The sequence below is a fragment of the Pseudomonas sp. HLMP genome (assembly GCF_046365545.1).
GTDB lineage: Bacteria > Pseudomonadota > Gammaproteobacteria > Pseudomonadales > Pseudomonadaceae > Aquipseudomonas > Aquipseudomonas guariconensis_B.
In genome coordinates this window covers 3,153,312-3,173,802 of the sequence record NZ_JBDLLR010000001.1, presented here as the reverse complement: position 1 = coordinate 3,173,802, position 20,491 = coordinate 3,153,312, and the positions used below count along the sequence as shown (strand labels likewise).

The 20,491-nt window shown below is 66.2% G+C and carries 18 protein-coding genes; 9 read left to right on the top strand and 9 right to left on the bottom strand.

All coding sequences use genetic code 11. The features are described from left to right. The first annotated feature begins 107 nt into the window (after positions 1-107). The 3 genes from ABFA30_RS14795 to ABFA30_RS14785 all read left to right on the top strand — a co-directional run bounded on the left by ABFA30_RS14795 (position 108) and on the right by ABFA30_RS14785 (position 5,499). Positions 108-2,525: a glucose/quinate/shikimate family membrane-bound PQQ-dependent dehydrogenase gene (locus tag ABFA30_RS14795; protein WP_410045601.1), complete on the top strand. Its 2,418-nt coding sequence runs from the start codon at positions 108-110 to the stop codon at positions 2,523-2,525. Between the two features lie 98 nt (positions 2,526-2,623). Then, positions 2,624-3,895: a carbohydrate porin gene (locus ABFA30_RS14790; protein ID WP_410045600.1), complete on the top strand. Its 1,272-nt coding sequence runs from the start codon at positions 2,624-2,626 to the stop codon at positions 3,893-3,895. A gap of 230 nt (positions 3,896-4,125) precedes the next feature. Next, positions 4,126-5,499 (top strand): APC family permease, encoded by a 1,374-nt coding sequence (locus ABFA30_RS14785; protein ID WP_410046046.1) that lies wholly within the window; start codon positions 4,126-4,128, stop codon positions 5,497-5,499. Positions 5,500-5,540: 41 nt separating this feature from the next. Here ABFA30_RS14785 and ABFA30_RS14780 read toward each other — a convergent pair whose 3' ends face one another. Next, positions 5,541-6,422 (bottom strand): LysR substrate-binding domain-containing protein, encoded by an 882-nt coding sequence (locus ABFA30_RS14780; RefSeq protein WP_225789046.1) that lies wholly within the window; start codon positions 6,420-6,422, stop codon positions 5,541-5,543. A gap of 169 nt (positions 6,423-6,591) precedes the next feature. Here ABFA30_RS14780 and ABFA30_RS14775 point away from each other — a divergent pair, with 169 nt between their 5' ends. After that, on the top strand, positions 6,592-7,236 hold the full coding sequence (locus tag ABFA30_RS14775; protein WP_410045599.1) for an ankyrin repeat domain-containing protein: 645 nt from the start codon (positions 6,592-6,594) through the stop codon (positions 7,234-7,236). 34 nt (positions 7,237-7,270) lie between these two features. Here ABFA30_RS14775 and pobA read toward each other — a convergent pair whose 3' ends face one another. After that, a complete protein-coding gene (pobA, locus tag ABFA30_RS14770) occupies positions 7,271-8,458 on the bottom strand; it encodes a 4-hydroxybenzoate 3-monooxygenase (protein ID WP_225789044.1) in 1,188 nt (395 codons plus the stop codon). 169 nt (positions 8,459-8,627) lie between these two features. On the opposite strand from pobA, the gene ABFA30_RS14765 reads away from it, so the two are divergent. From ABFA30_RS14765 to ABFA30_RS14755, 3 genes are read left to right on the top strand one after another with little or no spacing between them, the layout of a single operon-like run. Further along, entirely contained in the window at positions 8,628-9,512 is an 885-nt protein-coding gene (locus ABFA30_RS14765) for a helix-turn-helix domain-containing protein (RefSeq protein WP_410045598.1), read from the top strand. Positions 9,513-9,566: 54 nt separating this feature from the next. Further along, positions 9,567-9,968: a MerR family transcriptional regulator gene (locus ABFA30_RS14760; RefSeq protein ID WP_225789042.1), complete on the top strand. Its 402-nt coding sequence runs from the start codon at positions 9,567-9,569 to the stop codon at positions 9,966-9,968. Between the two features lie 20 nt (positions 9,969-9,988). After that, positions 9,989-10,888, top strand: a complete 900-nt coding sequence (locus ABFA30_RS14755; RefSeq protein WP_410045597.1) for a hydroxymethylglutaryl-CoA lyase — start codon at positions 9,989-9,991, stop codon at positions 10,886-10,888. 535 nt (positions 10,889-11,423) lie between these two features. Here the strand turns inward: ABFA30_RS14755 and ABFA30_RS14750 are convergent. After that, on the bottom strand, positions 11,424-11,951 hold the full coding sequence (locus ABFA30_RS14750; RefSeq protein WP_225789040.1) for an MgtC/SapB family protein: 528 nt from the start codon (positions 11,949-11,951) through the stop codon (positions 11,424-11,426). A 268-nt stretch (positions 11,952-12,219) separates the two neighbouring features. Between ABFA30_RS14750 and ABFA30_RS14745 the strand changes: the two genes are divergently transcribed. Both ABFA30_RS14745 and mapR read left to right on the top strand, forming a co-directional pair. Continuing rightward, positions 12,220-12,459, top strand: a complete 240-nt coding sequence (locus ABFA30_RS14745; protein ID WP_225789039.1) for a DUF3203 family protein — start codon at positions 12,220-12,222, stop codon at positions 12,457-12,459. Positions 12,460-12,578: 119 nt separating this feature from the next. Continuing rightward, positions 12,579-13,988: a GntR family transcriptional regulator MpaR gene (gene mapR / locus ABFA30_RS14740; RefSeq protein ID WP_225789038.1), complete on the top strand. Its 1,410-nt coding sequence runs from the start codon at positions 12,579-12,581 to the stop codon at positions 13,986-13,988. A gap of 237 nt (positions 13,989-14,225) precedes the next feature. On the opposite strand, the gene ABFA30_RS14735 is transcribed toward mapR, so the two are convergent. From ABFA30_RS14735 to ABFA30_RS14710, 6 genes are all read right to left on the bottom strand, one after another. After that, the gene (locus tag ABFA30_RS14735; RefSeq protein ID WP_410045596.1) at positions 14,226-14,972 is read right to left on the bottom strand and encodes an SDR family oxidoreductase; all 747 of its coding nucleotides are present in this window, start codon (positions 14,970-14,972) and stop codon (positions 14,226-14,228) included. 99 nt (positions 14,973-15,071) lie between these two features. Further along, positions 15,072-16,607, bottom strand: coding sequence for a DHA2 family efflux MFS transporter permease subunit (locus ABFA30_RS14730; protein WP_225789036.1), 1,536 nt, complete (start codon positions 16,605-16,607; stop codon positions 15,072-15,074). After that, complete coding sequence (locus ABFA30_RS14725) at positions 16,604-17,797, bottom strand: HlyD family efflux transporter periplasmic adaptor subunit (protein ID WP_225789035.1); 1,194 nt, start codon at positions 17,795-17,797, stop codon at positions 16,604-16,606. Before ABFA30_RS14725 ends, ABFA30_RS14730 begins: the two co-directional genes overlap by 4 nt. A 30-nt stretch (positions 17,798-17,827) precedes the next feature. Beyond that, a complete protein-coding gene (locus ABFA30_RS14720; RefSeq protein WP_225789034.1) occupies positions 17,828-18,301 on the bottom strand; it encodes a MarR family winged helix-turn-helix transcriptional regulator in 474 nt (157 codons plus the stop codon). 76 nt (positions 18,302-18,377) lie between these two features. Further along, complete coding sequence (locus ABFA30_RS14715) at positions 18,378-19,016, bottom strand: response regulator transcription factor (RefSeq protein ID WP_225789033.1); 639 nt, start codon at positions 19,014-19,016, stop codon at positions 18,378-18,380. A gap of 12 nt (positions 19,017-19,028) precedes the next feature. After that, positions 19,029-20,435: a sensor histidine kinase gene (locus ABFA30_RS14710; RefSeq protein WP_225789032.1), complete on the bottom strand. Its 1,407-nt coding sequence runs from the start codon at positions 20,433-20,435 to the stop codon at positions 19,029-19,031. Positions 20,436-20,491: the final 56 nt, after the last annotated feature.

The window sequence follows — 20,491 nt, the reverse complement described above, 5'->3', positions numbered from 1 at the left end:
GCCCTTTTCCATCTGCGACAATCAGCCTCACGAAATTATGTACTAACTTGTTAATTAGCTTGCTAAGGGCATAAACTGGGCGCAGTCCACCTGCGAGAACTCCTGCAATGAAGCACACACCGCGCGCCTCTGGCGCCTCGACATTCATCCTGGTCGGCCTGGGCGTTATCATCGCCCTGCTCGGCCTCCTCCTGGCTGCCGGCGGCATCAAGCTGGCCGGCCTGGGCGGCTCCTGGTACTTCCTGATCGGCGGCCTGGCCATGGCCCTCGCCGGTATCCTCATCGCTCGCCGCAAGCCGGCCGGGGCCTGGCTGTTCGCCGCCTTCCTGGTCGGCACGGCGATCTGGGCCGTGATCGACGCCGGCCTTGAGTTCTGGCCGTTGTTCTCGCGGCTGTTCATGTTCGGCGCGATCGGCCTGGTGGTGGCGCTGGTCTACCCGATGCTGGTGCGCGCCAACGGCGCCAGCGCCGGCCGGGGTGCCTACGGCGTGGCCGGGGTGCTGGCGGTGGCGCTGGTGGTTGCCGCGGGCAACATGTTCGTCGCTCACCCGAGCGTCGCGCCGACCGGCAACGGCCCGGGCCTGACCCCGGTCGAGCCTGGCAAGGCGCAGAAGGACTGGGCCCACTACGGCAATACCGAAGGTGGCAGCCGCTTCGCCGCCCTGGACCAGATCAACCGCGGCAATGTCGACAAGCTGCAGGTCGCCTGGACCTACAACACCGGTGACGTGGCCATCAGCGACGGCAATGGCGCCGAGGACCAGCTGACCCCACTGCAGGTCGGCGACAAGGTGTTCATCTGCACCCCGCACAACAACCTGATCGCGCTCGATGCCGACACTGGCAAAGAGCTGTGGAAGAACGAGATCAATGCCCAGTCCAAGGTCTGGCAGCGCTGCCGTGGCATGGCCTACTTCGACGCCACCGCGCCGATCGCCCAGCCGACCCAGCCGAACAGCTCGCCGATCACCGTCGCCAGCGTACCGGCCGGCGCCAACTGCCAGCGCCGCCTGCTGACCAACACCATCGACGGCCGCCTGATCGCCGTCGATGCCGATACCGGCGCGTTCTGCCAGGGCTTTGGCAACAACGGCCAGGTCGACCTGAAAGCCGGCCTGGGTGACGTGCCGGATTCCTACTACCAGCTGTCTTCCGCACCGCTGATGGCCGGTACCACCGTGGTGGTCGGCGGCCGTGTCGCCGACAACGTCCAGACCGACATGCCAGGCGGCGTGATCCGTGGTTTCGACGTGATCACCGGGGCCATGCGCTGGGCTTTCGACCCGGGCAACCCGGACGATCGCAACGCCCCGGCCGAAGGCAGCACCTACGTGCGCAGCACCCCCAACAGTTGGGCACCGATGTCCTACGACCCGGCGATGAACACCGTGTTCCTGCCGATGGGCTCCTCGTCCACCGACATCTACGGCGTGGAGCGCAGCAAACTGGACCACACCTACGGCGCCTCGGTGCTGGCCCTGGACGCCACTACGGGTAACGAAAAGTGGGTGTACCAGACCGTGCACAACGACCTGTGGGACTTCGACCTGCCGATGCAGCCGAGCCTGATCGACTTCACCAAGGACGACGGCAAGACCGTGCCCGCCCTGGTGATCGGCACCAAGGCCGGGCAGATCTACGTGCTCGATCGCGCCACTGGCCAGCCGCTGACCCAAGTCGACGAAGTGCCGGTCAAGCCGGGCAACATCCCTAACGAGCCTTACGCGCCAACCCAGCCACGCTCGGTGGGCATGCCGCAGATCGGCGCGCAGACCCTGACCGAGTCGGACATGTGGGGCGCCACCCCGTTCGACCAACTGCTGTGCCGCATCGACTTCAAGAAGATGCGCTACGATGGGCTGTACACCGCGCCAGGCACCGACCTGTCGCTGAGCTTCCCCGGCTCGCTGGGCGGCATGAACTGGGGCAGTATCTCCACCGACCCGGTGCACGGTTTCATCTTCGTCAACGACATGCGCCTGGGCCTGTGGATCCAGATGATCCCCTCGCAGAACCAGGGCCAGGCCGCCTCCGGTGGCGAGGCACTGAACACCGGCATGGGCGCCGTGCCGCTCAAAGGCACCCCGTATGCGGTGAACAAGAACCGCTTCCTCTCGGTGGCCGGCATCCCGTGCCAGGCACCACCCTTCGGCACCCTCACCGCCATCGACATGAAGACCCGGCAGATCGCCTGGCAGGTGCCGGTCGGCACCGTCGAGGACACCGGCCCACTGGGTATCCGCATGCACCTGCCGATCAAGATCGGCCTGCCGACCCTCGGCGGTACCCTGTCGACCCAGGGCGGCCTGGTGTTCATCGCCGGCACCCAGGACTTCTACCTGCGCGCCTTCGACAGCGGTAACGGCAAGGAGATCTGGAAGGCTCGCCTGCCAGTCGGCAGCCAGGGCGGCCCGATGACCTATGTGTCGCCGAAGACCGGCAAGCAGTACGTCGTGGTCACCGCTGGCGGCGCGCGCCAGTCGACCGACCGTGGCGACTATGTCATGGCCTACGCACTGCCATAGACCGCGTTACCCCCATCGCCGGCAAACCTGCTCTCCACAGCTTGTGGGGGGGTGGTTTGCCGGCGATGGCGCCTTCACAGATCACCCGAGATTTCGCAATGTCCCGCGCTTTTCGCTATACCCCCACCGCCCTTCTGCTGGCCCTGGCCAGCACCCCCGCCCTGGCCGACGGCAACCTCATGACCCGTAGCACGATGACCGGCGACTGGGGCGGCCTGCGTCACCAACTCGTGGAGGACGGTATCACCTTCACCGGCGACTACAGCGGCGAAACCGCCTACAACGCCCACGGCGGCCTGCACCGCTCGGCGCGCTATTCGCAGAACCTCAAGCTCGGCGTGCAGTTCGACCTCTCCAGGCTGTACGGCCTGGACAACGGCGGCAAGGTCCAGCTGACCATCAACGACCGCCGCGGCAACAGCGCCTCCGAGGACCTGGTGGGCAACCGCCTGCCGATCCAGGAAAACTACGGCGGCCTCTATACCCGCCTGACCGAGCTGAGCTACGAGCGCACCCTCTTCACCCCGGCACTCAACGTCAAGCTTGGCTACATGGCCATGGGCAACGACCTGGGCGGCCTGGACAGCGGCATCCTGTGCAATTTCATGAACGCCGGCTTCTGCGGCCATCCGCTGAACATGTCCGGCGGCAGCGGTTGGACCAACTACCCCAACGCCCACCTGGGCGTGCGGGTCAAATACGATTTCTCGCCGTCCTGGCAGTTGCGCGTAGCGGCGTTCAACGTCGATCCAGAAAGCAACGGCAACTCCAGCCGCGCCTGGCACCTGGGGCCCAAGCACAGCACAGGCACCGTGGTCCCGGTGGAGCTGGTGTACACGCTGCCGGGCGAACTGCCGGGCGAGTACAAGCTCGGCTACTACTACGACAGCTCGAACGTGCAGCGCATCGGCAGCGACAAGGAGGTCGCCGGCCGTGGCGGGCACTACCTGCTGGTCGACCAGGCCGTGTGGAACGATCCAGGTTTACCGGGCCGTCGCCTACATGCCTTCGGCCAGTACTCGGCCTCGAGCAAGGCCGCCTCGCCATTCACCCGCTGGTATGGCGCCGGCGTGGTGCTGTACCAGCCGTTCGCAGGGCGCCCGCGCGATACCCTGGCGCTGGGTTATGGCCGCGCCGTGCCCAACCCGCGTAGCCGCGACGTACTGCAGGACGCCGCACTAGAGGCCGGCCAGGACTTCCCCGACCTGGACAGCGCCGAACAGTTGATCGAGCTGAGCTATGGCTACCAGGCCACGCCCTGGCTGAACCTGCGCCCGGATGTGCAGTACATCATCGAGCCGGGGGCATTCTCCGGGCAGAGCATCGACAACGCACTGGTGGTGGGGTTGCAGGTCAAGGCGACCTTCTGAACCCTTGTAGGGGCCTTTGGGAGGTGGGGCTGCCTTGCAGCCCCAATAATGACAAAGCGCCGCCTAACTACCTGGCATCGGGGCTGGCCCGCAATGGCCCCCTGCCTACCCAGTTTTTTCCTGTGCAACGAACACATTTTTAATAATTTTCCGATCCCGCCCCCTGCTCCAGTATCTGCCGCGACTACAACAACAACGAGCGGGGAAACATCATGAGTGCAAGTGCGTCCGTGCCTGCCACCGCGCAGGCGAATCAAGCCGGCTTCCGCCGGGTCCTGGGGCTGGGGTCGCTGCTCGCGGTGGCGGTCGGCCTGGTGGTGTCCCAGGGGGTGATGGTGATGATGCTGCAAGGCGTCGGCGCCGCCGGCCTGGGTTTCATCGTGCCGCTGGGGCTGGCCTACCTGCTGGCGCTGAGCTACGCCTGCTCGTTCTCCGAACTGGCCCTGCTGGTGCCCCGCGCCGGCAGCCTGTCGAGCTACACCGAAGTGGCCCTGGGGCATTTTCCGGCGATCCTGGCGACCTTTTCCGGCTATGTGGTGGTGGCCATGTTCGCCCTCTCGGCCGAGCTGCTGTTGCTCGACCTGATCGTCGGCAAGGTCTACCCCGGCGTGTTCCCGCCGTTCAGCGTGGCCTTCGCGGTGCTCGGCCTGTTCACCGTGCTCAACCTGATGGGCATCGACGTCTTCGCCAAGCTGCAGAACGCCATGGCCGTGGTGATGGTCGTGGTCCTGCTGATCCTGGGCATCGCGGCGATCGCCGAAGGCCATGCCAGCGGCACCACCACCACGTTGCTGCAGGGCGACTGGAACCCCATGGGCGCAGGGGTACTGGCCCTGACGGCCCTGGCGGTATGGGGCTTCGTCGGCGCCGAGTTCGTCTGCTCGCTGGTGGAGGAGACGCGCAAGCCCGAGCGCAACATCCCACGCTCGATGATCATCGGCCTCACGGTGATCTTCGCCACCATCGCCCTGTACGGCCTGGGCGCGCTGTTCCTGGTACCGCAGCACGCTCTGGGCAGCGATGCCCTGCCCCATTACCTGTTCGCCACCACGGTGTTCGGCAAGACCGGCGAGGTGTTCCTGGTGATCGCCGCGGTCACCGCCACCTGCAGCACCCTCAACACCTCGCTGGCGGCCATCCCGCGGATGCTCTACGGCATGGCGTGCAACGGCCAGGCCTTTCCTCAGTTCAAGCAGCTCAGCCCGCGAGCGCGCACACCTTGGGTGGCCGTGCTGTTCGTCGCGGCGATCACCGGCCTGCCGATCCTGCTGATGGGCCAGGATGCCGCCGCGATCAACCTGCTGCTGCTTTCCGCTGCCCTGGCCTGGCTGCTGGCCTACATCATCGTTCACCTCGACGTCATCGCCCTGCGCCATCGCTACCCGCACCTGGAGCGCCCGTTCCGCACGCCGTTCTACCCGCTGCCGCAGCTGTTCGGCATCGGCGGCATGCTGTACGCGATCTGGAATGCCTCGCCCAGCCCGGACATGAGCGCCCAGATCTTCGGCGCCGCGGGCCTGGTGCTGGCGGTGGTGTCGTTGATCGCCGTGGTCTGGATCAAGGGGGTGATGAAGAAGCCGCTGTTCAGGCCTGAGCCTTTGTAGCCGTCTTGGGGCCGCTATGCGGCCCCAATTCCTACCTGTTCTCAGATCGCATGCGCCGCAAGCAGCTCCATGAGCACCTCGGCCAGCGACTTGACCATCGCGTCGGCCGTCGGCCGGTGCACCACGACGATCTCGTAGCTGTCCACCTCCGGCAGCCCTTGCTGGGCCCCCAGCACCCGGTGCTCACCGGTGGCGGCACGTGGCGGCAGCAGGCTGATGCCCATGCCATCGGCCACAGCCGCCTGGATGCCGCTGAGGCTCGAACTGGTGAAACTGATACGCCAGCGCCGCCCCATGCCTTCGATGGCGGTGATCATGTCGTCGCGGTACAGCCCACGGGGGGGGAAGGTCACCAGGGGGATGGGGTCGAGCTCGAACGACGGCATCCGCGCACTGTCGATCCATTGCAGGCGCTCCGGCCAGCAGGCTACGCCCTCCCGGCTGTTGCGCCGCTGCTTGAGCAGCACCAGGTCGAGCTCGCCGTTGTCGTAGGCCTGGCTGAGGTCGCGGCACAGGCCGCTGGTGACTTCCAGCTTGACCTGCGGATGGCGCCGGCTGAACGCCGACAGGGCATTGGTGGTACGGCCGCCGACGAAATCCTCGGGTACGCCCAGGCGTACGGTCACACCGACCATGGCCCCGGCCAGCGCCTCGAGCATCTGGTCGTTCAGCGCCAGCATGTGCCGGGCGTAACCGAGCAGGGTCTGGCCGGCGTCGGTGGGCAGCACGTCGCGGTTGCCGCGTACCAGCAGGCGGTGACCAACCATGTCCTCCAGGCGGCGGACTTTCTGGCTGATGGTCGACTGGGTCGAGTGCAAGCGCGCCGCTGCGGTGGTGAAGCTGCCGCAGTCGGCCACCACGACGATGGCGCGCAGCAGGTCGAGGTCGAACAGGGCCCTATTCGATTTAACGCTGATAGACATGTTCACATTCAACTTCTGAATGACAAGCCTGACTTCTAGCACGGCCATCCCTGCCGGGCAACCGGCCTGGCCGGTATTCGAAAGCGCACTGCCTGTCATCCGGATAATTCACTTCTAGCCGCTGCACGGGTTGCCTAGGATGAAGCCTCGTCACCTTGGAGCCCGTCGCATGCGCCTGCCTGTTCTTCTGCTTGCCCTGTTCACCAGCCTAGTCGCCCACGCCGGGGCCGCTGCCCTGGATACCCGGCTGCACGGGGCCGCCCAGCGTGGCGACACAGCTGCCATCACCCAATTGCTCGACCAGGGCGCGCCCCTGGAGGCACGCGATGCCCAGGGCCGCACCGCGTTGCTGGTGGCGACCCAGGCCAACCAGGTGCAGGCGGCCAAGGCGCTGATCGAGGCCGGTGCCGACGTCAATGCCAAGGACAACATCCACGACAGCCCCTACCTGTATGCTGGCGCCCGTGGCCTGGACCAGATCTTGCGCCTGACCCTGGACCATGGCGCCGACCTCGAGAGCACCAACCGCTACGGCGGTACCGCGCTGATTCCCGCCGCCGAGCGCGGCCATGTGCAGACCGTGCAGATGCTGATCGACGCCGGTGTCGACGTGGACCACCTCAACCGCCTGCGCTGGACGGCCCTGCTGGAGGCGGTGATCCTCGGCGATGGCGGCCCGCGCCATGTGGAGATCGTCCGCCGGCTGCTGGCCGCCGGGGCCGATCCGGCCATCGCCGACAAGGATGGTGTCACTGCGCTGGAGCATGCACGGCAGCGGGGTTACCAGCAGATGGTGCAAGTGCTGGAGAGATAGGGCCGCTTCGCGCCCATCGCCGGCAAGCCCCGCCCTACTCCACCACCTCGAACGGCAAGCCCACGTAGTTCTCGGCAATGTTCGCCAAGCCAGCCGGCGACCCCAGGAAATACTCGCGGTCGGCCTCTTGCATCTTCCGGTCCCAGTCATCCTTGTGCTCGCCGAAATCATGCAGCAACTGGGTCATGAACCAGCTGAAGCGCTCGCCCTTCCACACCCGCCGCAAGGCCAGCGGCGAGTACTGCGCCAGCAGGTCGGTACGCCCCTGGCGATAGACCTTGACCAGGATCCGGTACAGGTAGTTCACGTCCGAGGCCGCGAGGTTCAGGCCCTTGGCGCCGGTGGGCGGGACGATGTGGGCGGCGTCGCCGACCAGGAACAGCCGGCCATGCTGCATCGGTTCGACCACCAGGCTGCGCAACGGGGCGATGCTCTTTTCCAGCGCAGGGCCGGTGACCAGTCGCGCCGCCACGTCCTCGGGCAGGCGTGTCTTGAGCTCGTCCCAGAAACGCTGGTCGCTCCAGTCCTCGACCCGCTCGCCGAGCGGTACCTGCAGGTAGTAGCGGCTGCGGGTCTGGGAGCGCTGGCTGCACAGTACGAAACCGCGTTCGTGGTGGGCGTAGATCAGTTCGTGGTTGACCGGTGGCGTATCGGCCAGCAGGCCCAACCAGCCGAACGGATAGACCCGTTCGTAATGCTTGAGCACACCGTCGGGGATGCTCTGGCGCGACACGCCGTGAAAGCCGTCGCAACCGGCGATGTAGTCGCAGTCGACGCGATGCACCTGGCCATCCTTCTCGAACGTCAGGTACGGATGCACGCCTTCCAGTCCATGGGGTCGCACGTTGCTGGCCGAGTAGATGATCGGCGCCCCGCTCTCCTGGCGAGCTTGCATCAAATCGCGGGTGACCTCGGTCTGGCCATAGACCATGACCGTCTTGCCGCCGGTCAGTGCCTTGAGATCCAAGCGCTGGCGACGGCCGCCGACCAGCAGCTCGACCCCTTCGTGGACCAGCCCTTCACGCGCCATGCGCGCGGCCACCCCCGCCTCGTGCAACAGCTCGACCGTGCCCTGCTCCAGTACCCCGGCACGGATGCGCCCGAGCACGTAGTCGGGCGTCTGGCGCTCGAGGATCAGCGTGTCGATACCGGCCTTGTGCAACAGCTGGCCGAGCAGCAGGCCAGACGGGCCGGCGCCGATGATTGCAACCTGAGTCTTCATTGTTGTTGTCTCGTCGTGTCGATGCCGGCCTGCGACTGGCAGTGACCAGGCATCTGCTGTTAGGGTTTGCCCCTGCATTTTTACGATCAAGAACCGGCCATTAAGTGTGATATTCCATGGATTACCTGCACTTTTACATATTGTGTTCGATTAACGGACAGGTACGCGCATGATGTCGGGCCTCCCCGGTGTCCCGCTGTTCCAGCTCTATGGCGAGAACCACGCCTGGCCGGGGACCGACCTGCTGCACTGCGAGTCGATCCCGGCACGCAGCCGCCTGCACCACTGGGAGATCAAGCCCCATCGCCACGCCGAGCTGTTCCAGCTGCTGTACGTGCAGCGCGGCCAGGCCCAGGTGGAGATCGAGGGAAAGCGCAGCGAGATCTGCGAAGCGGCCATCCAGGTGGTGCCGCCGCTGACCGTGCATGGTTTTCGTTTCAGCGCCGATATCCAGGGGCATGTCCTGACCTTCGGCACGGCGCTGGTGGCGGACCTGGAGCAACGCCTGGGCGCACCGCTGGCCGTGCTGGCGTCGGCCACCTGCTACCCGCTGGGCAGCGACCGCCATCGGCTGCATGCCCTGATCGACACGCTGCAACAGGAATACCAGGGCAACGCCCCCTCCCGGGCAGCGATGCTGCAGGCGCTGGTGACCGCGCTGATGGTCTGGATCAGCCGTCGCCAGCAGTCCGGCCAACTGCCGCGCAACCGCGACGAACGTGATCGGCAACTGCTCGGTCGCTACTTGCGCCTGGTCGAGGCGCACTACCGCGAGCACCTCTCGGTGGACACTTTCGCCGCCCGCCTGGGGGTCTCCAGCCTGCGCCTCAACCAGCTATGCCGGGACCTGGCCGGGCAGAGCGCGTTGCAGGTCGTGCACCAGCGCCTGTTGCTCGAGGCCCGGCGCAACCTGGTGTATACGCGCATGAGCATCGGCCAGTTGTCGGACAGCCTGGGGTTCAGCGACCCGACCTACTTCGCGCGCTTCTTCAAGCGCCTGAGCGGGCAGACGCCCAAGGGTTATCGACAGTCGGCACGGCACGCGCCTGCTTGACGTATACGTCAACCTGCATTTAGGTTACTGCCATACCCTCTTTCGAGCCCGAGCATGAGCAGCCAGACCTACAGCATTTCCGACCTGTCCCGCGAACTGGACATCACCACCCGCGCGATCCGCTTCTACGAGGAACAGGGTCTGCTGAGCCCGGAGCGCCGCGGCCTGGAGCGCATCTACTCGGCACGTGACAAGGTCACCCTGAAACTCATCCTGCGCGGCAAGCGCATCGGCTTCTCCCTGGCCGAATGCCGCGAACTGATCGAGCTGTACGACCCCAGCAGCGGCAACCTCAAGCAGCTCAACAGCATGCTGGCGAAGATCGCCGAACGCCGCGCCCAGCTGGAACAGCAGATGCTCGACATCCAGCAGATGCACCTGGAGCTGGACACCGCCCAGGAGCGCTGCGAACAGGCCCTGGCCGCCACCTTGAACACGCAGAACGCCAACCGTTGACCCGCCACAGGAAGCCCGCCATGTCATTGCCCAAGAACGTCCGCCTGGTCGAAGTCGGCCCACGCGACGGCCTGCAGAACGAAGCCCAGCCCATCAGCGTCGCCGACAAGGTGCGCCTGGTGGACGACCTCAGCGAGGCCGGGCTCTCCTATATCGAGGTGGGCAGCTTCGTCTCGCCCAAGTGGGTACCGCAGATGGCCGGCTCCGCCGAGGTGTTCGCCGGTATCCAGCAACGTCCCGGCGTCACCTACGCGGCCTTGGCCCCCAACCTGCGCGGTTTCGAGGACGCCCTGGCAGCGGGCGTGAAGGAAGTGGCGGTGTTCGCCGCTGCGTCCGAGGCATTCTCCCAGCGCAACATCAACTGCTCGATCAGCGACAGCCTCAAGCGCTTCGAACCGATCATGGAGGCCGCACGTAGCCATGGCATCCAGGTGCGCGGCTATGTGTCCTGCGTACTCGGCTGCCCTTATGAAGGCAAGGTCAGCGCCAAGCAGGTCGCCCCGGTGGCCCGGGCCCTGCATGACATGGGCTGCTACGAGGTGTCGCTGGGCGACACCATCGGCACCGGCACCGCCGGCGAGGCCCGGCGCCTGTTCGAGGTGGTCTCGGCGCAGGTACCGCGCGAGCGGCTGGCCGGGCATTTCCACGACACCTATGGCCAGGCACTGGCCAATGTCTATGCCAGCCTGCTCGAAGGCATCCGGGTGTTCGACAGCTCCGTGGCGGGCCTGGGCGGCTGCCCCTATGCCAAGGGTGCCACCGGCAACGTGGCCACCGAGGATGTGGTGTACCTGATGCAGGGGCTGGGTATCGACACCGGCATCGACCTGCAACGGCTGATCGCCGCCGGCCAGCGCATCAGCGACGTGCTGGGCCGGGCCAACGGCTCGCGGGTGGCACGGGCACGCAGCGCGCAGTGAGTCATACGGGTGTCACATAGGTGTGGGTGAGTGTTACCGCCCACACACCTGGCAGCGAAAAATCGGGTAACAGGGAAACAATTCGACAGATTTTCAGGTGGTGCGATTTTCGCCAAACACAGCAAGCTATTGATTTCAAAGGAATTAGAAAAGTTGGCACGGCACCTGCTATATCTTCTGGCATAACAAGAACAAAAACGTGACACCCAATAAAAACAACAGATGACGGCTCTGACATAACAAGAACAACACGGCAGAGGCGTAGCAAGCAGATTTTTTTGGAGTAGACATGCATTCCAGGGGGCATGCCCCCGCGACCTGGCACAGAACAATAAAACTACCACGAGGTAGCGACGGTCAGGGTCGGATCAGCAATGATGAAAGCAGGTCAGCGCTCAAAAAAATACGTTTGCTCTTGGCCCCGGATGGGGGCCTCCCGCTACACCGAGGCACGGGCTGACAAAAACAACAACAAGCCGGTCTCCAATAATAAAAAGAGCAGGCAACAACGCTTTGAGGGGAGCTTCGGCTCCCCTCAGTGCTTCCCGCCCTCCTCTTCCTCCTGCTTCTCCCCATTCTCCCCTTCCAGCTTGTCCACCAGCAGCGGCATGGTGCCCAGCACCAGCAGTGCCATGACCGTACTGATCAGCGCCGTGGCCTCGCGGCCCATGCCGGCGGCGGTACCGATGGCAGCGGTCATCCATAACCCAGCGGCGGTGGTCAGCCCCTTCACGTGGCTGGTGTCCTGCCCGTTGCCCTTGAGGATGGTGCCGGCACCGAGGAAACCGATACCGGCGACGATCCCCTGGATCACCCGGCTGAGTGCCTGTTCGTCGGCCCCAGCCATGCTCGGCGCCAGCACGAACAACGCAGCCCCCAGCGACACCAGCATATGGGTGCGCACGCCGGCGGACTTGCCCTTGTGCTCGCGCTCGAAGCCCAGTACCGCGCCCAGCAGCGCCGCCATCAGCAGGCGCACGAGGATCTGCGTGACCTCGCGCTCGTCGGCGATATCGGCGAACTCGGCTTGAATGGCCTGCCATACCGTGGGCCAGATATCCATGGAAACCCTCTCGTATCGGGCAACGCACCAGCGCCGTTGCGGGCCCCTTCGTGGGCAGGCCCGCTCCCACAGGTTCCGAGTCGGCCAACATGATGCGGTTTGCAAAGGCCATGTGGGAGCGGGCTTGCCCGCGAAAGAGCCCGCACGGCTTTAAGACGTTGACCATACCGCTACCCGGGAGTGCGACCGGATCCGCCGAGCGGAACGATGCAGCAACCCCAATGCCTGCGCGGTCACAACCAATGACCGCCACCAGGAGGAACCCGCCATGCCCGTTGAAATCGACGAAAGCACCCGCCGCTGCACCCTGATCGGCGAAGACCTGCGCATCGAGGGCGATGGCCCGGATATCGAGATCGTCACCGACGAGCAACTGCGCATGTCCGTGGCGCTGCTCGCCGGCCAGCGCGTGCCGATCACCGAAGCCGAGGCCGATGCCCTCACCGTCGCAGGCGCGCTGGACAGCCGCCGGCACCTGAAGGCCAGCACGCCAGGCTCGGTGATCTAGCGACAATCTGATACGGTTTTCATCGCGCAAGCTGAGTCTGTACTGAAAACAGGGCACACCCCATACTGCCTGGGCCGGGCGGCATTCCTACGCCCTTCACCCCGCCTGGCCCAGCCACAATGAAACGCTACGAACGATTCGCCGACGACATTGCCGAACTGATCCGCTCCGGGGTGCTCGGCCCGGGCCAGCGCGTGCCATCGGTACGCTATGCCAGCCAAACCCACGGGGTCAGCCCGTCCACGGTGTTCCAGGCCTACTACCTGCTCGAGCGCCGTGGGCTGATCCGCGCCCGGCCGCGCTCGGGCTATTTCGTCAATGCCCATGCGCCCCGCCAGTTCAGCGAGCCCCAGGCCCTGGCGCCGGCCGGCGGCTCCACCGACGTGGACGTCAGCGACCTGGTGTTCTCCATCCTCGACTCGATCAAGGACCCGCACACCGTGCCGTTCGGCTCGGCCTTCCCCAGCCCGGGGCTGTTCCCGCTGCAACGCCTGGCACGCTCCCTGGCCAGCGCCAGCCGGGCCATGGACCCGCACATGGTGGTCAGCGACCTGTCGCCGGGCAACCCGCAACTGCGCCGGCAGATCGCCCTGCGCTACATGGTTGGCGGATTGATGTTGCCGATGGAGGAACTGCTGATCACCAACGGCGCCCTGGAGGCCCTGAACCTGTGTCTGCAGGCGGTCACCGAACCTGGCGATCTGGTGGCCATCGAGGCGCCGGCCTTCTACGCCTGCCTGCAGGTGCTGGAGCGGCTCAAGCTCAAGGCCGTGGAGATCCCGGTGCAACCACGCGAAGGCATGGACCTGGACGCCCTGGCGCAAGCCCTGGAGCAGCATCCGGTCAAGGCCGTGTGGTGCATGACCAACTTCCAGAACCCGGTGGGCGCCAGCATGCCGGAGGCGAAGAAACAGGCACTGGTCGAGCTGCTGCGCCGCCACCAGGTGCCGTTGATCGAGGACGATGTCTACGCCGAACTCTATTACTCGCAGCAGGCGCCCAAGCCGGCCAAGGCCTTCGACAGCGAAGGCCTGGTGATGCACTGCGGCTCCTTCGCCAAGAGCCTCGCACCGGGCTACCGCATCGGCTGGGTGGCCGCCGGACGCTTCGCCCGCAAGATCGAGCGGCTCAAGCTGATGACCTCGCTGTGTGCATCGATGCCAGCCCAGGCGGCGATCGCCGACTACCTGCAGCATGGCGGCTATGACCGTCACCTGCGCAAGTTGCGGTACGCCCTGGAAGGGCAACAGGCCAGCATGCTCGCCGCCATCGCCCGCCACCTGCCGGCCCAGACCCGGGTCAGCCAGCCCACAGGCGGCTACTTCCTGTGGCTGGAGCTGCCCGAACGGATGGATGCGCTCAAGCTGTTCCACATGGCCCTGGCCCAGGGTATCAGTATCGCCCCGGGGCCGATCTTCTCGCCCACCCGGCGCTTTGGCAACTGCATCCGCCTGAACTATGGCAGCCCCTGGAGCGATGGCGCGGAGCAGGCGATGGCAACCCTGGGGCGGATCGCACGATCGTTTTGACAGCAGGGATTACACGACCCTTCGGGCTGCGCTGGGGCACAGGGAACGTTCGGCTGACAGCGCCCCCAAAACGCCCTAGTGTCCTGTCTCGGAAATACGTTCTCTTTTGGCGAGTGGCTTGGGTGTTCGGCCAAGGCGCCGCGACGAGTCATAGCAGGGCTATGGCGAGCAGTGGCAACGCCGGCCGGGCGCCCAAGACGCCGCCAAAAGCGAACAGCGTATTCCCGAGACAGGACACTAGCGCCCGCCCCCCAGCTCGATGAAGCTGCCGGTGGCATAGGACGCCTTGTCCGACAGCAGCCAGAGGATCGCCTCTGCCACTTCCTCGGGTTGCCCGCCACGCCCCATGGGCAGCCCCGGCTCGAGCTTGGCCACCCGCTCGGGATCGCCGCTCAGGGCATGGAAACCGGTATGGATGTAACCCGGCCGCACGCCGTTGACCCGCACGCCCTCGCCCGCCACTTCCTTGGCCAGGCCGATGGTGAAGGTGTCCAGTGCGCCCTTGGAGGCCGCGTAGTCGACATATTCGTTGGGCGCCCCGAGACGCGCGGCCACCGACGACACGTTGACGATGCCGCCGCCCTGGCCGCCATGGCGCCGGGCCATGCGCAGCAGGGCATGCTTGGCGCACAGCATCGGGCCGACCACGTTGGACTTCATCACCTTGAGCAGGCGGAACTCGGACATTTCCTCGACCCGGCTCTGCTGGCCGATGGTGCCGGCGTTGTTGACCAACGCGGTGACCGGGCCGAGCTCCTGGTCGACACGGTGGAACAGTTGCATCACCTCATCCTCGACGCTGGCGTCGGCACGCACGGCGATGGCCATGGCACCCAGCGCGCGGACCTGGCCGAGCACCTGTTCGGCGGCCTGGTCGTCGGCGTGGTAGTTGATGCAGATACGGTAACCTTGCCTGGCCGCCAGCAACGCGGTGGCGGCGCCGATGCCACGGCTGGCACCGGTGATCACGATGACTTTCTCCATGAGCCTGCCAATTGCCTGGGAATGAACCTTCGACAATAGGGGAAAAGCGCCCGATTGTGAATGCCGGCGGGGCAGCGCCCCTAAAGGGCGCTCACCGGCTCAATGCCCCGCCGAAGCCGGCCCGGCCTTGGCCGTGAACGGCGGACGCGCCAGCCATACCAGCAGGATCAGGCCGGCGAATATCCAGGTCATCAGGGTGAAGTAGTCCACCGTCGACATCATGTACGCCTGCCCGTTGAGGATCTGCTCCAGCTGCGCGTAGCTCTGCGGGTTCGCCCCACCCAACTGCTCCAGCGCATGACGGGTGGCCGGGTCGTACTGGCTGATGTTCTCGCTCAGGTAGGCATGGTGCTGGTCGGCCCGGCGAATCCAGATCCAGGTGGTCAGCGAGGCGGCGAAGCTGCCGCCAAGGGTGCGCAGGAACGTGGCCAGGCCCGAGCCATCGGCGATCTGGTGGGGCGGCAGGTCCGATAACAGGATGCTCAAGGTCGGCATGAAGAACAGCGCCACACCGATCCCCATGAACAACTGCACCAGTGCCACGTGCTGGAAGTCCACCTCGCTGGTGAAGCCGGCCCGCATGTAGCAACTGGTGCCGATCGCCAGGAACGCCAGCCCCGCCAGCAGGCGCAGGTCGAATCGGTGGGCGTACTTGCCGACGAAGGGCGACATGAGCACCGGCAACAGGCCGATCGGCGCCACCGCCAGGCCCGCCCAGGTGGCGGTGTAGCCCATCTGCGTCTGCAGCCACTGCGGCAGGATCAGGTTGATGCCGAAGAACCCCGCATAGCCACCTACCAGCACCAACGTGCCGATGCGAAAGTTACGGTGCACGAACAGCCGCAGGTTGACCACTGGATGGCGGTCAGTCAGCTCCCAGATCACGAAGATCGCCAGGAACACCACCGATATCAGGCTGCCAACGACGATGAACGACGACTCGAACCAGTCCAGGTCATTGCCTTTGTCCAGCACCACCTGCAACGCACCGACGCCGATGACCAGGGTCAGCAGGCCGATGTAGTCCATCGGCTGACGGCTGGTGAGCACCGGCCGCGCGCGCATCTGCTGGCGCACCACGGCGGCGGCGAACAGGCCGATAGGCACGTTGATGAAGAAGATCCATGGCCAGCTGTAGCTGTCGGTGATCCAGCCGCCGAGGATCGGCCCTGCGATCGGCGCCACCACCGTGACCATGGCCAGCAGGGCCAGGGCCATCCCCCGCTTGGCCGGCGGGTATACCGCAATCAGCAAGGTCTGGGTCATCGGATACAGCGGGCCTGCCACCACCCCCTGGAGCACACGGAAGGCCACCAGCTCGGGCATCGACTGGGCGATGCCGCACAGGAACGAGGCGAGCACGAACAGCAGCGTGGCCCAGATGAACAGCTTCACCTCGCCGAAACGCCGGCTCAGCCAACCGGTCAGCGGCAAGGCGATGGCGTTGCTCACGGCGAACGAGGTGATCACCCAGGTGCCCTGCTCGTAGCTCACCCCCAGGTTGCCGGAGATGGTCGGCAAGGCCACGTTGGCGATGGTGGTGTCGAGCACCTGCATGAAAGTCGCCAGCGACAGGCCGATGGTGGTCAGCAGCAGGCTCGGCGGCGTGAACTGGGCGGGTGCGTTGTCGCTCATCGCTGGGCCGTCTTGCCGGACGCGCTGTTCTCGTGGATCAGCCGGGCGATCAGGTGGTCGGCCTCGACCAGTTGGCGGTCATACACCTGAGTGGTGTAGCTGGCCTGCTGCGGCGGTTGCTGTGCCAGGGCCGGGCCACTCTGGTCGTGCAGGTCGACCTCGACCACGGTGGACAGGCCGATGCGCAGCGGGTGCGCCTTGAGTTGCTGGGGGTCGAGGTGAATACGTACCGGCACCCGCTGGACGATCTTGATCCAGTTGCCGGTGGCGTTCTGCGCTGGCAACAGGGCGAAGGCGCTGCCGGTACCGGCGCCGAGGCTGTCGATGGTGCCGCTGTACTTCACGGCGCTGCCGTAGAGGTCGGCGGTGACCTCCACCGGCTGGCCGATGCGCATGTCGCGCAGCTGGGTTTCCTTGAAGTTGGCGTCGATCCACACCTGGTCCAGGGGGATCACCGCCATGGTCGCGGTACCCGGCTGCAGGCGCTGACCCAGTTGCACGGTGCGCTTGGCCACGTAGCCGGTCACCGGCGCCACCAGGGTGGTGCGAGCGTGGTCGAGGTAGGCCTGGCGCAGGTCGGCGGCGGCGGCCATGACCTCGGGATGCGAGGAGACCACGGTGTCGTCGACCAGCGCAGTGCTGGTGCTGAGCTGCTGACGGGCATTGTCCAGGGCGCTCTGGGCGGCGCTCAGGTCGTCGCGGGAATGGGAAAGCTCCTCGGCGGCGATCGCCCCGCTGTCGGCCAGCACCTTGCGCCGCTGGTAGTTTTCCCGGGCCTTCTTCAGTTCGGCCTGGCGGGTCTGTACCTGGGCCTTGAGGGCATCGACGTTGCTGTACAGGCCACGCACCTGGCGTACGGTGCGCGCCAGCCTGGCCTCGGCCGATTGCAGGGCGACCTCGCTGTCGGCCGGGTCGAAGCGCAACAGCACCTGGCCGGCGTGGACCAGGTCGCCATCGTCGGCACCGATGCTGGTGACGGTGCCGGTCACCAGGGGAGTGATTTCCACCACGTTGCCGTTGACGTAGGCGTCGTCGGTGCTCTCGTGCCAACGCCCGACCAGGGCGTACCAGGCCCAGGTGGCGGCGCCGGCAAGAACCAGCACGAGCAACAGGCCCAGCAGCCAGGTCTTGCGCTTGCGCGAGGCTTCAGGCGTCGCGCTGGTGGAGGTGGTGTCGACGGGAGTGGCCATGACGGTACCTTGGATGAATCGTGACAGGGATCAACGATCGCCGAAGCGGCGGATCGTCAGGGGGTCGCCGGCGCTGATCAGCACCTTGGCCAACAGGCCTTCGAGGGTCTTGAGTTCTTCCGGTTGCAGCACGCCGAGCAGCTCGTTCATCGATGCCGCGCCGATCTGCGGCAGGCGATCGGCCAGGCGCTGGCCCTCGCGGGTCAAGGCCAGGCGCACCTGGCGACGGTCTTGCGGGCAGCGATTGCGCAGGACCAGCCCCTTCTGCTCGAGGCGGTCGAGCATGCGCGTCATCGAGCCGCTGTCCAGGCCCAGGTAGCGGCACAGCTCGGCCGGGGTGTCCACCTGGTACTGGGCGACGATGATCAACACCTTGAACTGCGCGGCGGTGATGCCGTCGGCCTCCAGGTGCGAATCGAGGATGCGGTCCTTCAACAACGTGGCACGGCCCAGCAGCATGCCGAGGGTGCAGCTCTGGAAATTTTCCGGGGTGAAATGGGACATCGGGGTCGGCTCGAACAATTGTGTAAAAATATTACTGCCTAGGCAGTGAATGTCAAAACCTTTATTAGGTGGCTACTCAAACCACCCGGGCAGCCGCCAAGCCCAGCGCCTGCACCTGCCCACAGGCAATCGCCATCCCCACCAGCTCCGCCAGGCTTGCCGCCTGCATGCGCTTCATCACCCGCCCCCGGTACAGGTCCACGGTCTTGACGCTGACCCCGAGCTGCTCGGCGATCTCGCGGTTGCTCAGGCCCTGGGCCAACGGGATGAACACATCCCGCTCGCGCGGCGTCAGCCCATCGATGCGCGCCTGCACGGCGGCCAGCGCCTCGCTGCCCTGGTGCTCGCGGCGAGCGTGGCCCAAGGCCGCCTGGACACTGTCGAGCAGCAACTGGTCGTTGTAGGGTTTCTCGATGAAATCGCAGGCCCCGGCCTTGAAGGCACGGACCACGATGGGCACATCGGCGTGCCCGCTGACGAAGATCACCGGGATCCGCCGCCCACGCTCGCGCAACGCCTCCTGTACCGCCAGCCCGCCCAGGCCAGGCATGCGCACATCCAGGAGCACGCAGGCCGGCCCCCGGTCGTCGCAGGCGTCCAGGAACGCCTGGCCGCTGGTGAACGGCAGCGCACACAGCCCCACCGACTCCAGCAGCCAGACCGTCGAATCGAGCATGCCTTGGTCGTCATCGACCACATAGACCTTCGCTTGCACCTTCACCCTCCCTCATCCCTTGTTCGCCGGCAGGCGGCAGCACAACACCAAGCCGCCCGCCTCGCCCGGCCGCGCCTGCAGGCTGCCACCGAAACCCTCGACGATGCTGCGGCTCATGCTCAGGCCGAGCCCCAGGCCGTCCGCCTTGCTGGTGGTGAACGGCGTGAAGATCTCGTCCAGACGCTCGGCAGCCACGCCCGGCCCTTGGTCGGCGACCTCCACCTGCAGCCAGTCGCCCTGGCGCACGGCGCCCAGCAGGATACGCGAGGGCTTGCCATCGTGCCGCTCGCGGTTGGCGTCGATGGCATTGCGCAGCAGGTTGAGCAGTACCTGCTCCAGCAGCACGCGGTCGGCATGCACGCTCGGCAAGGTCCCGCTCATGCGCAGCTCGATGCTGACCTGCTCACGCGCCGCCTCCCAGGCGCACAGGCGCATCGCCTCGCCGGCCACCTCGACGATGTCGAGTGCCTGCAAGTGTCGCGGTCCCTTGCGCAGAAAGGCCCGCAAGCGGCGGATGACCTCGGCGGCATGGGTAGCCTGCTCGATGATGCGCTGCAGCCCCTGGCCGACCCGCTCGCGGGCCTGCGGGTCGCGTTCCAGCCCTTGCAGGTAGCGCTGGCTGGCGTTGGCGTAGTTGACCACCGCCGCCAGCGGTTGGTTGATCTCATGGGCGATGCCCGACGCCAGTTCGCCAAGGGTGGCCACCCGGGCACCATGGGCCAGGCTCTCCTGGGCCTCGATGCGCAGGCTGATGTCGCGGGACACGCTGACGATCTCCACCACCGCGCCGGTGTAGGTCTCGCGGATGGCCCGGCTGGCGATCTCGAACCAGCGATAGCCGCCAGCGGCATGACGGACCCGGCAGGTCATGGTGTGGTAGCCATCCTGGTCCAGGGCGGCAGCGGCCTGCTGCAGGGCCTGGCGCCGCTCGCGGGGATGGAGCAAGGCTCGGACCGGCATGCCGCGCAGTTGCTCCGGCCACAGGCCGAGCAGGCGAAATGCCGCGGGCGAGGCATCGAGGAAGCGGCCATCGGGGCTGTGCCGGGAGATCAGGTCGGTGGTGTTCTCGATGATCAAGCGGTACAGGCGCCGGGCTCGGCTGGCCTCGCGGGCGCCGTGGCGCTCCTCGCTGGCGTCGCGGCAGCGGGCCAGCACCTGCTGGCCGCGGTCGTCGGGGATGAAGGTCCACAGCAGGATGCGCTCGCCCTGCTCGGCCTCCACCTCAGCGATGGCCCGCCCCTGGCGCAGGCAGGCACGCACCAGCGCCGCGCTGTTGGCCGGCAACCAGCGCGCCAGCGGCGGCCCCGCTTCGATCAGCGCCTGCAGGGCCGCGTTGAGGGCCAGCGGACGGGCATCGGGCGCCAGCAGCAGGCTGGGTTGGGGATCCTTGGCGAGCAAGGGGGATAGGTGCTTGTCCACGGTTTCGGGCTCGTTCTTATAGTAGTTTTACTATATTGCTATAGTCGATATTCCAT